Here is a 14464-nt window from a genome sequence, read left to right as displayed (position 1 = left end):
ACGGATCGTCTTCGAGGGAAGCACCGCGTCCACCGGCATCGCGCCGGCGGACCCTCAGGGATCTCGGCCGGCTAAGCCTGGCGTTCGAGGCGCATCGCTCTAAGGCGTGCGCGAGGTATGGCGGTCGATTTGGTCATCCGGCAACGCTACCACGACAGCGTGAATCAACCGATCCGGGTGTCGCTAAAATTCTACCCAATCGGCCTTCATGATCTCCTCCGAAGCACGCTGCAGCAGGGCCCAGACCTGCTGTTTGCGGTCATGCGAAAGCACCCTCGTCTGGGCGATGCCGGCCCGCCGTCCCGTCAGCGGGCTCGCGGCCTCCATAGCCGTGACGAGATAATCCGACACGTCCGCCAGGTCGGTCTCGTTCGAGATGGACATGGTGGCGAGGGTCCGGCGGAGGCTTTCGTCTCCGCCGGGCGCCAGATCAACGGTCACGACGAGCACGTGGACTGCTCCTTCACCTTGCGCGGAGGGTTCGGGCGATGGGCATCGAAGATCGCGCGGAGCCGGTCACCGCCGAGATGACGCCGGTCCCGCAGCGCCTCGGCAATGGCAACGAGCGCTGCACGATGGCGCTTCACGATGTCCTCGGCCCGCTTCTGCAGCCGCTGCAGATCGGCTTCCACGACCTCACGCAACGACCGATCGCAGCGCGCCGCTTCCAGCACCTCCCTGTGCGAGCCGTGGAAGGAGATCGTGTCCCCCAGGCCCCACCTCAGGTGCAGCGAGGCGACGTTCGAGAAGGCCAAGCCGGTGTCCGATGACTCGTCCCCGGATCCACCCGCAGAATTGCAGCCGAACAGAACGCGCTCCGCGGCGCGGCCTCCGAGCAGCATAGTGGTGCGGTCTTCCACGGTCTGCCGCGTCGCCAGGTCGGGAGACGAGGCGTATTCGACGAGGGTGCGGTTCTCCGAGCCGCTCTTGGCTCCGACGACACAGTGGCGCAGGACCCCGCAACCGAGAGCCAGCGCCAGCACGACATGGCCGGCTTCGTGCACGCAGATGCGCCAGTCCATCTCGGACGGGGGCCGCTCGGAACTGAGAAGCGCCGCACGCAAGTCCGCCGCGGACAGATCGCGTCCGGCATGACGCGCGATGCGGCGGGCTTCGCGGACGAACGCCATGATCTCCGCGCCGGTCGATCGCTCGATGGCCATCGCGATGTCCTGAAGCTCGTCATCGGGCACCGCGCCGGAGACGTGAAATTTCAGCATGTTCAGCGTGCCGGCGGCGTCGGCGCGATCGATCGTGATCAGTCGTTCGAAGCGCCCGGGCCGCAGCAGGGCGGGGTCCACGGCGGAGGGATTATTGGTCGCACCGATCAGGATCACGCCCCGCCTGGCCGACGAGGTGCCGTCGTCCAGCTTGGTGAGCAGGTCTGCAATTATAGGTAGCCAATAGTCTTTGTTACGACTATCGAGAGTGGCCCTGTCGGGGACCGCATCGACCTCATCCAGGAACAAAAAACAGATTCCGTGGGTACGCGCGAGAGCCGCGGCGCGATCAAGCGTGGACCTCATCGCTCGGATCACGTCGTCCATATACGAGCGCTCCTTCACGAACCAATCGGCCACCGACGAAATGACGATCGGCGCATTGCCACAGAAACGTGCGATCGAGCGCGCCAGCAGCGATTTCCCGCACCCCGGCTCACTCGCTAGACACACACCTTTAGGTAGTGATGCCCAATCGCACGCACCTTTGCGATAGTCCACAATATCGCGAGCCAAATTCAACGCCCAGATGCGGGCGGCGCCGTATTCGACGGCCGTGGCCAAGTCGGGCACGCGTTCGTACGGGACCTCGCCCCGCAGACCCGCGGACGTCGCCGCCAGACGCTGCACGATCTTGGCCGCGCCGGTGCCCGGCCGGAAGGCCGCCACCAGTTGATGCAGATCGAGACCGGCGATGTCCTCGGCGAGGATCGGGGCCGCCTTCCTCGCGAAGCGCTTGATCGCAGCCGCCATCACCGGCGCGTCCGGGGGCGAGATCCGGATCGTGACGTCGGCGGCACCGACGAGGCTGCGCGGGAGCAAGTCCGTATCGGCGGCGATGCCGACGACGCACCTTCCGCGCGACAGGTCGTGCGCGACGTCAGCCGATCCGTAGGAGGAGTCGTGGCGGCGATTGGAGCCGTCGCGCTCCTGCACCAGCCAGCGGTTGCCGAAGACGCTGGTGAAGTAGTGCGCCACGGGGGCCACCCACTCCGGGGACGGGACCACGACAATGGCTGCCAGCGCTTGGCCGTGGTCGAGCCTGCGGCGGACATCCTTCGCGACGGCCGCGTCGAAGGCGGCGCCGATGATCGCGGACACCGCCCCCGGGCGCGCGGCGCGGCGGCGCGGAACGGGGTCATCCTCCACGGGTTCGAGATCGAACGAGGGCTGGCCGAGGATGCCGCCCCATGCGGCGCGCTTGAACCCGGACATCCGACGGGCGGCGGCCGCCTTGCCATATTGGTCCACCAGGCGCTTCTCGAGCATGGTGTAGGAGATCTTGGGGGTCTTGCTGTTCGTCTTCTTCATGTGCGTGTCTTCACCATTGTCGCGGGCCCGATGGGCTGCGACGTCAAATCCAATTCGATCAGGTTCGAGCAAGCGAGCGACATCACCGCCGCCGTCGGATCGCGGTCCGAGCGGATGCTCTTCAGCAGGTGTCCGAGGGTGAATGGCCCGTCGTCGATCAGAATTCCGAGAATGCGCATCCGAAGGTCGAGCGACACAGGCCGGCCGTTGTAGGACCAGACCAGGTCGACGTTGCTGCGCCTGGGCTCGGCCTTCAGGTCCTCGGTGGTGATGGGGAACGGCTCGAGGGCGAGTTCTCGCAGCGCGAGCTGGAACAGCCCTTCCTCCTCGAGGTCCCGCAGCGGACGCGCCGGTACGACGTCCAGGTGGAAGCGGCCGATGTCGCGAGCGACGACGACAGCGTTGGTCTCTACCTGTACGGACGCAACATGTGCGGACGCAGCGAAACCGATGGTCCGGACCTGCGGGTCGAGCGAGGCTTGGACGAGCGCCGCTCGAAGAGCCGGATGTCGCGCCGGGATCGGGGCGAGGGTCTTGGCGGAAACGAAGAGATCGGGGTGGCCCTTGCGGGGCTTGCGGACGAACATGCGCGGTCACTTGAAACCTGATTGAGGAAAAGGGCGGTTTCTGCGCGCTTCTGATTGTCGACGTCGGCCATGTGCTCTCTCCGGATTTCAGACTTCGACGATGAGGTGAGGAACGAAACTGAGCTTTTTCCTAAGTTGTCGCCCCCGGGAGCCACGGCGTGCGCAATGCGTCACAACAAGGGCGACGCCATGCTGCCTTTTGCTGAGGTGGGGATGTGCTTCGACTAGGCCGCCCCAGTTCTGACGGGCGCCCCGGCTGGGCGGCACTCGGCAACTCAAAGCTTTACCCGACATGATCGGCCTCAAGCCTAGGGACCACTCAAGCCCGAGCATACACGCGCGCCGATACATCCTATTTATCTATTTAGTATAGATTCCTATATTTACCCGACGGAGGTACCACCATCGAGAAGGCGAGTTAATTCAAGACCATATGGGCCTAAGATTTATGACGGCGGCCAATTGTCGGGGAAAACGGCAGCGCTTTGGTTCGCAATCGCTTGCTGGGACAGGTCGCCCATGGGACGATTCCATGCAGCGCGCAAGCACGGGCAGGAGCAATGGCGGACAACAAGGAGGCCGGAAAGCCGGGGCGCAAACCGACTGCAGGCGATAAGAAGCAGTTTCTGTCCACCATGGACCCCTTGGTGATCCGTGACATCAAAGTCGCGGCCGCGGAGCTGGAGAATACCGCTTCTCAAATCCTCGAAATCGCGGCCAAGGAATGGCTCGAACGGTATCGCGCGGGCAAGAAGTAAGAAGTCGGGGCGTCTGGGGCGATGGCGGCCACCTGCAGCGTCTTCATAAAGATCCAAACGCGGTCAGACACACTACACTCGACGCCGCGGCCGCGAACGGGAGGCGGCACGCACCAACCGCAAAATCGGCAGGCGCAAACCTGAGCCGCTAAAGAGCGGGGCAATTCTTCTTTTCTGTCAGTTGGTTATTATCCCCAAAGGAGGCCAAATATCGAGTTTTGGCTGCATTGCGCCTCTTTGCGCGCTGTGATTTGTCTAGGCAGCACTGGGGGGATCTATTTTGGCAGGCGTTCGTCAGAAGCTTATTGGTCTGTTGGATTATGTAGAGCAAGTCGTGCGGCTTGATGAGCGCGTCTCATTCCGACTGTCCGAATATCATTTACCAGACGGAACCAGCTTCACGGTCCGCCAAGCCGATACGCGAAATCTGCCCGGTGTCCGCCACGATCACAATGATGATGACGGTCCAATTTGGCTCGAATTGGAGCGTCTCACTCGAAAGGAGCCTCCGACGCGGCCTGAGGCGATTGTGGATTGGGTAGTCGTCAGCGGAGACCCCACAAAAGCACCCGATGTCCGGTCTGAGCGACTAATTACGGTATCTGCGTCGGAAAAGGACGCAGCACTCGCGGCCGGCGAAGTTCGTGCCGATGATGTTCTCGATGCCCCGCGCAAGCGCGGTCAGGCCGAGACGACGCCGCCGCAATATGATTTGCGATTGCGCCTTGAAGATCGGCCGGAATTGGCTGAGCAAATCAATCAGTGGATCGCGGGGCCTTGGTCGGAATGGTCTGCACTTGAGATCCCGCGCCGACGAACCATTTCGCTCTACCAATCTTTCTACAAAGTTTTTCAACTATTGGAGGTCGGCGGCGCCGAGAGCCCGATTGAGGTCATCTGGGGAATCGGTACGGTCGATTGGCATAAGGAGGGGCGGGTCATCGATCGACCGCTGCTCGAGCGCCGCGTCGATATTGAACTCGACGATAAGCGCGGCGGCCTGATCCGGGTGCGGCCGGCAGGCAGCGATGCCCAATTCGATCTGAAACCCTATGAAGAACTCGGCTGCACGGGCCTTGTTGGCTTAGCCGACCTGATGCGCCGCGAGGTCCAGCGCGCTGGTGAAAATGAGGGGGTCTCACCCTTCGCTCGCGATAGTTTTGAGCCGATTTTGTCGGCTGCCGGAGTACGACTTGACCGCGACGGATCTTACGTTCCAGAAAGCGAGGCCGCATCCTCTCAGGAAGCGAGCCCAGCCCGTCTCATTGTGAGCGATCGATGGGTGCTTTTTGCGCGGCCTCGTTCGCAGCACATCATCCTCCAAGACATCGACAGGCTACGTAATTCGGCCGAGTCTGAGAAAGAAAATATCGTTGGTCTTCCTGAACGGCTGGTAACAGAGCCGACAAGAGAAGTATCGGAGGATGGGTGGCAACCGCTGAGCGAGCGAATCGGTGGATCAAGTGGGGCCTCGGTACACGCCGAGCAGCAACCTGCGGATCAGTTGGACGTCTTTTTTCCAAAGCCTTTCAACGATGATCAACTTGAGATCATTCGCCGCCTCACCAAGGCGGATGGACTGGTCGTCCAGGGCCCGCCTGGCACGGGCAAGACACACACCATCGCCAACTTGATTTGTCATGCCATGGCGACAGGCCAGCGCGTGTTGGTGGTGTCCCGCGGCGAAGCAGCCTTATCGGTCCTAAAAAATCAACTGCCGGCCGAAGTTCAGCCTCTCGCGATCTCCGTGCTCTCGAGCGAGCGCGAGGGGCTGCGGCAGGTCGAGAGCGCCATCCGTGAAATTCAAGGCGTGGTGGAAGGCTCTCAGCCGCAAAGCCGGCGTGCCACGATCGGCCGCATCGAAGCCGAGCTCGATGGATTGCGCCAGCGTATTGCCGCCATCGATGTTGAACTTGATCAGATGGCCACCGCGCACTTGACCAAGATCGGCCCGCGCGGTGAGACGCCAGCCGAAGTTGCCAAACGCGTTGTCGCGGAACGCGACGCCTTCGCTTGGTTCAGCGACCGTCCACATCGCTTTGCCTCCGAGACATCGCTAGATGAGCGCCTTCTGTCCGAACTCTTCGCCGCACGTTCTCGCTGCGGCGATCTTATCGATCACCTGAATGCCAAGGTTCCTTCGCCACACGATCTTCCTGCGGCTAACGATGTCGCCGGTTGGCATGATGATCTCATCTCAGCGACGGAGCATCAGCAGGCGGCTGCTCAAGGCCCTGTTCGCAATCTGCGTGTTGCGCAGCAAAGCGTGGATGGCGCTCTCGTCGTTGCGCACCTGCTTGAAAGCCTTAAGGAGACTTTTCAAGCTACTCAAGCATCATCTTGGTTAGACCCATTCCGGCGTGCGGCCCTGCTGGATCCGACAAACGCTTGGTGCGTGAGGTTGCAAGAACTTCTTACGGAGATGGCCTCGGTTGATGCTGAGCGCGCGCAACTTATGCGTCGCGCTGTTACCGTCCCAGAAGGGTTCGTTGACAATTTCGATGCAAGGGAGGCGATAGATCGCGCGGCGGCGGGACAACGGCTTTGGCCGATTGTGGCCCTTGGCAAGGGTGAAGCAAAAGCTCTTGTTGCTGCGATCCGCGTGAATGGCGGTCCAGTGAAGGACATCGATGCTTCCAGTTGGCAGCACGTCAAAGCCGTGATTGCTAACCTGCAACGGCAGCGTGACATACGGGCTCAGTGGGATGAGTTTGCGGGCGAAGTCGGGTGCCCGAAATATGTCGAAGCCAAGGCATCCATTGAGCTTGCCCGAGCTACGCTCAAAGCGTGCCAAGACGCCCGCTCCAAGACAGATGCGCTGACGGCGCTGACATCGGACGAAGTGTCGCTCGCGCGCGTGGCAAATGATCCGGCATTCTGCGAGGAACTCGCTCAGCAGATTCGCGCCGCCGCCGCGAGTATTCGCCTGGCAAGCGCCGAACTTTACCGTGAACAGACGTTGGCTAAGTTTGACGGGGACGACCGTACGTCGATCCTCGCCCGCCAGCTTTTCGAAGAAGTTCTCGGCAAGCCGGTCGTTGCAAGCGACAAAGTCTCGCAGGTCTGGACTGGGTTGCTCAAGCGCCTCGGCCGACTTAAAGAGCTATCTCCCGATTTTGCTATTATCTCGCGTGTTACAACAGCAATCAGCGCGGCGGGCGCTCCGAATTGGGCGAAGATGCTGGCGAGCGAGGCAGCAACTTCCGATGACCCGCGATGCTCGTCGTCATGGCGCGATGCGTGGGATCATGCGGCTGCTGACGCCGCCTTGGCACGCATCGATATGCGCCAACGACTGACTTCTTTAGCGGCGGAGCGCGAAGCGGCCGACAAGCGCTGCCGGCAACTGTTTGGCGAATTAGTTCGCGAGCGGACTTTCTACCAGTTGGAGCGTCGTCTTTCGCCGGCCATCAAAACCGCTTTGGTTGAATTCGTTAGAGCCCTCGCCCGTATCGGACGCGGAACCGGCAAGTCGGCCCTGACGCATCGGCGGACGGCGCGCGAGGCAATGGCAAAGTGCTATGGCGCAGTGCCGTGCTGGATCATGCCAACTTGGCGCGTGGCTGAGCAGCTTCCTGCGGAACTGGGGGCGGTCGAGCTGGTCATCATCGACGAAGCGTCCCAATCAGATATCACTGAACTCCCGGCCCTCTTACGGGGCAAGAAGATCCTGGTCGTGGGAGACGACCGGCAGGTCAGTCCCACCGCTCCGTTTGTCACCCAAGAAAAAATTGCTCAGCTTCGACACCATTATCTTGGCGACATGCCATTCAAAAGCCTCTTGGAGCCGGGTGAGAGCATATATGACTTGATGCGAGCGGTGTTCCCCAACGAACGACTGATGCTCAAGGAGCACTTCCGTTGCGTTGAACCAATCGTGCGCTTCTCGATGCAGTTCTATCCAGAAAAGATGATTCCGCTGCGCGTGCCGGAGGCACATGAACGCCTCGATCCGCCACTCATCGACATCTACGTGCCCTACGGCCGACGCGGCCGAAAGAAAGTCAACGAAGCTGAGGCCGATATCATTGTTCGCGAAATAGGCGCGTTGGTTGCAGATCCAGAGATGCGCGAACGGAGCATCGGCGTGATTTCCTTGGTTGGGGCGGAACAGGCTGAGCATATTCGTGGTCGCCTGTCCGAGACGATTGGTGAAGAGCTTATGCAGCGACACGCCATCCTGTGCGGCGACAGCGCAACCTTCCAAGGTAGCGAAAGAGACATTGTATTTTTGTCGATGGTCGCTGATCCGTCGAGCAAGACCGCGCTCACGATGCTGCGCTATGAGCAGCGGTTCAACGTGGCGGTCTCTCGCGCTCGCGATCGCGTGGTTCTCGTTCGGTCCGTCCGTCGCGAAGAACTAAAACCAAATGATTTAAAAGCGCGCCTAATCGCTCACTTTGAAAACCCGATGCCGGATGTTGAGCTGAGCGCCGATGCGTTCGCTTTGTGCGACTCCGATTTCGAGCGCGATGTAATGGGGCGATTGCTGCAGCTCGGCTACCGCGTTCGACCCCAAGTAGGATCGCTAGGCTATCGAATCGATATGGTCGTTGAGGGAGCCAATGGTCGACGCCTGGCAGTCGAGTGCGATGGGGATCGCTACCATGGTCCCGAGCAATGGCGGCAAGACATGCGCCGGCAGCGTGTGCTCGAGCGAGTTGGTTGGCGCTTTTGGCGGAGCTTTGCATCCAGCTTTTACAGGGATACGGATGCTGTCATGGATGACCTGGTGGCCATGCTCACTCGCATGGGAATAGAGCCTATGGCTGACATGAAGCGTTCGGTACAGCCCCACCGCTACACCGAACATCGCATCGCAGAGTCACCCACTTCCGAGAGAGAAGATGTAGCGCTCGCCGACGGAGATGTGGCTGTCGCCGAAGATGTTACGCCGGACGAACCGTCAGCCCGCATTACGTTGAGCGACAAAGTCGTGCTCTTCTTTGCAGACAACAATAAGCGATTGTCAGTTCGCTTATTTGACGGTGGCGAGGACCTCGAGAAAGGACGGCTGTCCATCCATTCCGCGCTGGGTATTGCCGTGTGTTCGTGCGATGCGGGCGAAGAGACAGAATATCACGACGGCAACGTCGATCGTAGGGTGTTGGTCGAAAGCGTTGAGCGGGGCCTAGCAATCGAACCTTCACTCGCCGGCGACGCGCTGCAAGCCAACTCAGGATCGGCGGCTAGAGCCATTGGATGAATGGCTCGTTTGCTAGGTGCGACTAACTGCGCCGGCTTCAGACAGCTTTACCTTCATTGCCATCTCCTCGAACCGGCAGAAACCACTTGCCCACTCCATCTGCTGCGGTGTGCGGCAATCGGGTTCGAAAAGTCGGGGATTTGCAACGACAATCACTGTGCTGCGCGCCCGGCTGGTGGCGACGTTGAACCGGTGCGGATCATACAGGAACGCCATGCCGCGTGGCGCGTCTTCGGGTGAGGAACTGGCGCACGAATAGATCACCACTGGCGCTTCCTGCCCCTGGAACTTGTCGACGGTGCCAACGCGAAACACGTTGAGATCGGTCAGTGCACGCTTTAGTGCACTGACTTGGGAGTTGTAGGGAGCAACGACGAGGATGTCCTTCGGCTCCAAGGGACGGCGTTCGCCGTCGGTATTCGTCCACGTGGTGTTCGACTGCAGCAACGAACGCGCAATAGCTCGAACAGCATCCACCTCTTCCGGGGATTGGGCCTGGTTGCCTTGGTGGGCCACTTCCACTAGGAACAGCCCAGCACCTGCGAATGGTGTGGTGCCTTCGATGCGCTGGAGTTCCAAGCCGCGCTTGGACTGAAGCCGACCCTCATAGTACGCCTCCGAAGTGAACTCGCAAACGGCTGGATGTAGTCGGTAGGTCAGGTTGAGAAAAAGGCCCTGCTCAGCACGCAACGTCGACTGCGACTGGCCGAGCAAGTGAACGAGTGCAGCAACGTCGGCGCCATCCTCATGCGCACCCTTCGTGGGCTGTTCGAGTTGCTGCGGGTCGCCGAGCAAGATCAAATTGCGAGCCGCGCGTGCAACGGCCAGCGCCTGTGCAAGGGCCATCTGTCCAGCCTCGTCGATGAAGAGAACGTCGAGGCGACCGATGGCATCGGGATCGGCCCAGAGCCACGCCGTGCCGCCAACGATGGTGCCAGGGGAAATGCAATCAAGTGCCTCGCCCGGCGACTTTGCGAATTCAATGCCCTCGACGCCATCATGCTCGTCGTCCTTGTGCACCAAGCGCAGGTTTTGCGGCCGACTCGACGAACTATCAGCCTTACGCACGGCGGCCAGCAGGTTGTCGATGACCTTGTGGCTGACTGCGGTAATACCAATCTTTTTGCCTGCCGCAGCGAGAGCTAGGATGGCCTTGGCACCCTGCGTCGTCTTGCCGGCTCCGGGCGGGCCCTGTACCGGCAGTACGCCTCCGTCGAGATCGCTAGATAGACGCTGTAGCGCTTGGCCCGCCTCCTCCTCGGCACCGCGCAATTCCCCACCAGCGCCCGCAAGGGCGCGCGGCGGACGTGCACGCAGGAGCTCGCTCGCAGCGGTGTACGGGCCCGCGTGGTCGAGCCCCTTTTCAAGAACATGCTCGGCGAAGGCGAGCAGTGCTTCCTCAAGTGGCTTATTGCTGACGACGGGATCTTTGAAGACCGAGATCGGAGGGGACTGTATGGCCTTCTCGTTCATACTCAGCACGACTGTCCGACCATCGAGATCGAGTGCTTCGACTGTAGCCTTAATCGTGGCTGGTTCTGCCCCCCCATCTGCTTTGACCGGCCACACGACCTTGTCGCCAATGTCGACGGCTGTCTCTTGGAAAGGGAAACGAAACCGACATCTCGCGTTCCGCTCGCGTCCCTGCTTAGGGAGCCGCTCGACGAATTCCAGCCCGGCGATCATCTGGCGTTCCTCCAAATGCTCATCACTCGGCAGGTCGCGGAGGCGGAAAAACTCCCACCATGCGTTCTTTTCCTCTTGCCGGTAGTAACCAAGCATCGAAGCCAGCAGGGAGCGCGCAATTTCGTCGACACTCCGCTTCTGCGGGTCTGCAGGCAAACCTTCCCGCAAAGTTTGCCGAAGTTTCTCGATGCGTTCATCCCGCGCGCTGATCTCCTCACTTGCTGTCAGCCTACCGGGCACCGGGCGGACAATACAATGGCCCCGCGCGAGCAAGTCGTTGCGCTGGCGCTCAAGCCAGCCACGCAGCGATTCTGTGGAGAGGCAGTCGTCACCGTTGTATACGGCGACGCGCTCTCTGACCTCGTCGGCGATGCCTTTGGCGTCGCCTAGTTCGAGGGCAACTTCGAGATCGCGCCGCGCAATGCCCGCGTCTCGCAGGTTTAGTCGGCGCTCGAAGCGGTGCAGAGCTTCTAGTTCCTTGAGACCATAACGCTCCACGCCTATCCGAAAGCTCTCGCGCACGACCGCGTGGAGATCCACAAAGCGCCGACCGCGCAGCAATTGATCCAGCTCTGATCCGCGCGTAGCATGGCGCGCTGACAGTCGCTTGAGAGCGGCGGGCTCATAGGCGCCGAAGTGATAGACATGCGCATCTGGGTGCTTTTGTATGCGAGACAGAGCGAAGTCGACAAAGCCCTCGAAAGCATTTTTCTCCTCGCCGACACTAAACGCCCAGCGTTGATCGAATTCGACACGTCCATTTTCGTTCTTGACGCTGACGCCAGTAAGATACTCCAATCCATGGGGAGCGACGAACGGGTCGCCCTCGAAGTCCAGAAAAATGTCGCCTATCGAAGGTTCGGGTAGCCGTGCCAAGCCGATGCCTGGTTCAACCGGTAATGCCTCAGTCTGCGGAATGTTCGCACCGCGGCTTGCTACTTGCAGTCGCGCCTGCTGTCCGAGCCGCCGGTAGGTGTCTTCGGATCCGCGCCTAGGCTTTTCAGGGAGCCGACCTTCACTCTCGGCGATCGCAGCGACCGTAAGAAGTGCCTGCTGCTGGAACTCACGCGCTTGACCGCTGCTGATGGCAGCAATCAGCGATGGGTGATCGTCCGCTCGTCTTTGCCGGTCGCAGTGGTGCCAGTAAATGCAGATGTCGCAATGCGCCGCCGGGTGCGGATAGGTGCTCGGCGGCGGCGTCGCGGTCACCGCGGCGAGCAAGCGGGCGCGCACAAGCCGGTAGTAAGCAGCGAATTTTTCGGTGCGATAAGATTCTTGCTCTATCGGCGTGATGACGTGGATGTAGTCAGGAACCACGCCCTGCATTGGTGTCAGCAATTCTGCATAAGTGCAGAGTTGCAAGATCGTGCCTGGCTTTGTTTCGAGCGAAAGCTTGGTGTCGGCAGGTTCGTAGGCGTAGCCTGGTAGTGACGAGGTCGCGCTGCCTACGCGAAGCAAAACGTCGACGATGCCACTGAACACCTCATTACCCAACGGTGCTTGCACGATGACATCGAAACCTTCCTCCATCGCTTGGCGTGTCGCCGTGGGATCGCGCTGGTCGCGCAAGTCGCAGATCGAGCAACCCTCACTTCGCAGCCTCGCGACATAGGCCGCTTCGTGTTGTCGGCCACGTTCGCGCAGCGCGTCGAGCCTTGCGTCGGGGCTAAACTCGATCCGAAGCAGCCCCTTGCGACGCTGCTCATCCAGTTGTGTGAGGTGAGGACAAGCCAAATGGGACGCGAGTTGAGTCGGAGTGAGGCGTCGGCGTAGAGCGCTAACCGCTTCCGGGGCGACGCAGTCGAGGTTTACGGACTTATGTCCATGTGCCGACGTCGGAATGTTCCGTGCATCCGCCATAGCTTCCCCCGGTCTCTCCACCACAGCTGCCACGCTGATTTATGCCGTCGCGGGCGTTTGAGATGATCAAAAAACATATTATGTGTCAATTACTTATATATCTATCATATATAAGAAGCCATTCATTCATTAATAACAATGGGATATGATCTCTTATAATAGGGCTCGTCGGTTCGCTGGAAGAGGGCCACGACACCATATGGTCGAACAAACGGATGCGCTGCAGGCAGAATGTGGATGGCCGGAAAGAAGAGGACGTCGAGGCGAGGGCTGCGGACGCCGATCGGGAAGCGCGTCACCGTGTTGATGATGATCGACCCCCAGGTCGCCGCCGACATAAAAGCCGTCGCCCTCGAAGAGAAGCGGGCCGCCTGGTCGGTGATGGAGGATGCCGCGCGGGAGTACCTGGAGCGACGAAAAAGACGGAAGCCTGCATAGTCTACATGCCCGCAAGCCAGCCGGCCGAGCGCCGCTCAGCGGGCCGTGTCATCTCGAAGTGGTCGTAATCCGCACTCTTCTCCGCGAGCATCTTACGCGCCGCTTCCAGCCACGCCGACTGGTACTTCGAAGTGCCGTCGCGAAGCGCGACCTTGCGCTCGGCCCGCACGCAGCGGGTCGAACTATGAGTGTCCCGCGCAACTCGTTGATAGCGGAACAGGCTTTAGCCTCTGATTTCGTCGTTTGCTGCCGGTGTGCTGCATCGTCGCGCAAGTAGTTGAAACGTGTAGTGCGACAAGTTCGAACCGACTCATAGTTAATCCAGACAGCGAGCAACCCGCAAACCGAAGCATAGTGCGCCCGCAAACCATGTTGGCGGAGAGAGTGGGACTCTCTTCCCCAGAGCGCCGGAGGCGCGAGAACCGCCGAAAAACAAGGATTCCTAAAAGGGCCGGTTGGTTTTTGTGGCCACCGCTGTGTACCACCTGTTTAGCGCTTCGGACGTTCAATCCAAGCCATTTTCGAGGCGGTCGAGGATCGTAGGATCGGATCACAGGGGATTCTCGCGAGGGGCGGAGACACTTCGCGAAGTCGGATTAGCGGCCGCCCTAAGCCCGCCTTCGCGGCGGGAGACGGTTTATGCTAGTTATCACGGGACCAAGACAGCGACGGCCCGCCTTGACAGCCACGACCATTGCCGACCCGCAATCCTTCATCCGCGCCAACACCCGGCTGCGGTCGGTGCCGCTGGTGCCGGAAATCGCGGTCTTCCTCGCCGATGAATCGGTGCCGATCTGGCAGCAGACCGAGGAAGAGCTGAACGAGGCCGGTCTCCCCCCGCCCTTCTGGGCCTTTGCCTGGGCGGGCGGTCAAGCGCTGGCTCGCTACGTGCTCGATCACCCCGTTACCGTGCGGGACCGGCACGTGCTCGACATCGCTTCTGGCTCTGGACTCGTCGGCATCGCGGCGATGAAGGCCGGCGCGGTCGGGGTGACAGTGTCTGATATCGACCCCTTCGCGATCGCGGCGGCCGAACTCAATGCGGAGGTCAACCTGGTCCACCTCACGTTGTGCGGCGAGGACGTGCTCGACACTCAACCAAACGGCCGATGGCAGACCATCCTCGCGGGCGACATTTTCTATGAGGGGGACACCGCGACGCGTGCCTTTGCATTTCTGGCCGACCATGCGCGCGCCGGCGCGACTATCTTGATCGGCGATCCCGGGCGCACTTTCCTTCCGAAGGCAAAGCTTGTCCGACTCGCCGACTATCGCGTACCGGTGACCCGCGATCTAGAAGACGCCGAGATCAAGCTTACGGCGGTTTGGACCATCTCGCCGGATTGTCTGGTAAGTTGCATTAGCCGGCGTTAGTCGTGCTCTCGATGAACAGGCGCG

9 protein-coding genes are annotated in these 14464 nt (G+C 60.8%); 4 read left to right on the top strand and 5 right to left on the bottom strand.

The window, feature by feature from the left end; translation table 11 throughout:
* Window positions 1-183: 183 nt before the first annotated feature.
* From GDN70_RS31570 to GDN70_RS31560, 3 genes are read right to left on the bottom strand one after another with little or no spacing between them, the layout of a single operon-like run.
* Window positions 184-450: a hypothetical protein gene (locus tag GDN70_RS31570; RefSeq protein WP_152103481.1), complete on the bottom strand. Its 267-nt coding sequence runs from the start codon at window positions 448-450 to the stop codon at window positions 184-186.
* A complete protein-coding gene (locus GDN70_RS31565) occupies window positions 438-2531 on the bottom strand; it encodes an AAA family ATPase (RefSeq protein ID WP_152103480.1) in 2094 nt (697 codons plus the stop codon). The genes GDN70_RS31570 and GDN70_RS31565 overlap by 13 nt, the downstream gene beginning before the upstream one ends.
* Window positions 2528-3118 carry a hypothetical protein gene (locus GDN70_RS31560; RefSeq protein ID WP_152103479.1) on the bottom strand — a complete coding sequence of 197 codons (591 nt, stop codon included), beginning with the start codon at window positions 3116-3118 and terminating at the stop codon, window positions 2528-2530. The genes GDN70_RS31565 and GDN70_RS31560 overlap by 4 nt, the downstream gene beginning before the upstream one ends.
* Before the next feature lie 560 nt (window positions 3119-3678).
* Between GDN70_RS31560 and GDN70_RS31555 the strand changes: the two genes are divergently transcribed.
* The gene (locus GDN70_RS31555; protein WP_152103478.1) at window positions 3679-3876 is read left to right on the top strand and encodes a hypothetical protein; all 198 of its coding nucleotides are present in this window, start codon (window positions 3679-3681) and stop codon (window positions 3874-3876) included.
* Window positions 3877-4156: 280 nt separating this feature from the next.
* On the top strand, window positions 4157-9082 hold the full coding sequence (locus GDN70_RS31550) for an AAA domain-containing protein (protein ID WP_152103477.1): 4926 nt from the start codon (window positions 4157-4159) through the stop codon (window positions 9080-9082).
* A 12-nt stretch (window positions 9083-9094) separates the two neighbouring features.
* On the opposite strand, the gene GDN70_RS31545 is transcribed toward GDN70_RS31550, so the two are convergent.
* Complete coding sequence (locus GDN70_RS31545; protein WP_152103476.1) at window positions 9095-12628, bottom strand: TM0106 family RecB-like putative nuclease; 3534 nt, start codon at window positions 12626-12628, stop codon at window positions 9095-9097.
* A gap of 237 nt (window positions 12629-12865) precedes the next feature.
* Here GDN70_RS31545 and GDN70_RS31540 point away from each other — a divergent pair, with 237 nt between their 5' ends.
* Window positions 12866-13066: a hypothetical protein gene (locus GDN70_RS31540; RefSeq protein WP_152103475.1), complete on the top strand. Its 201-nt coding sequence runs from the start codon at window positions 12866-12868 to the stop codon at window positions 13064-13066.
* Between the two features lies 1 nt (window position 13067).
* Here the strand turns inward: GDN70_RS31540 and GDN70_RS35265 are convergent, their stop codons facing one another.
* Complete coding sequence (locus GDN70_RS35265) at window positions 13068-13235, bottom strand: hypothetical protein (RefSeq protein ID WP_173015907.1); 168 nt, start codon at window positions 13233-13235, stop codon at window positions 13068-13070.
* 470 nt (window positions 13236-13705) lie between these two features.
* Here GDN70_RS35265 and GDN70_RS31535 point away from each other — a divergent pair, with 470 nt between their 5' ends.
* Window positions 13706-14440: a methyltransferase gene (locus GDN70_RS31535; RefSeq protein ID WP_049801893.1), complete on the top strand. Its 735-nt coding sequence runs from the start codon at window positions 13706-13708 to the stop codon at window positions 14438-14440.
* Window positions 14441-14464: the final 24 nt, after the last annotated feature.

Origin of the sequence: Bradyrhizobium sp. TM102, from assembly GCF_009176685.1 — a bacterium.
Lineage (GTDB): Bacteria > Pseudomonadota > Alphaproteobacteria > Rhizobiales > Xanthobacteraceae > Bradyrhizobium > Bradyrhizobium ottawaense.
This window is presented reverse-complemented; position numbering and strand designations above follow the sequence as displayed.

Coding starts and splice junctions, on each gene's coding strand:
- GDN70_RS31565 (WP_152103480.1), bottom strand. CDS start 2,531: ATGAAGAAGACGAACAGCAAGACCCCCAAGATCTCCTACACCATGCTC.
- GDN70_RS31560 (WP_152103479.1), bottom strand. CDS start 3,118: ATGTTCGTCCGCAAGCCCCGCAAGGGCCACCCCGATCTCTTCGTTTCC.
- GDN70_RS31555 (WP_152103478.1), top strand. CDS start 3,679: ATGGCGGACAACAAGGAGGCCGGAAAGCCGGGGCGCAAACCGACTGCA.
- GDN70_RS31545 (WP_152103476.1), bottom strand. CDS start 12,628: ATGGCGGATGCACGGAACATTCCGACGTCGGCACATGGACATAAGTCC.
- GDN70_RS31540 (WP_152103475.1), top strand. CDS start 12,866: ATGGCCGGAAAGAAGAGGACGTCGAGGCGAGGGCTGCGGACGCCGATC.
- GDN70_RS31535 (WP_049801893.1), top strand. CDS start 13,706: ATGCTAGTTATCACGGGACCAAGACAGCGACGGCCCGCCTTGACAGCC.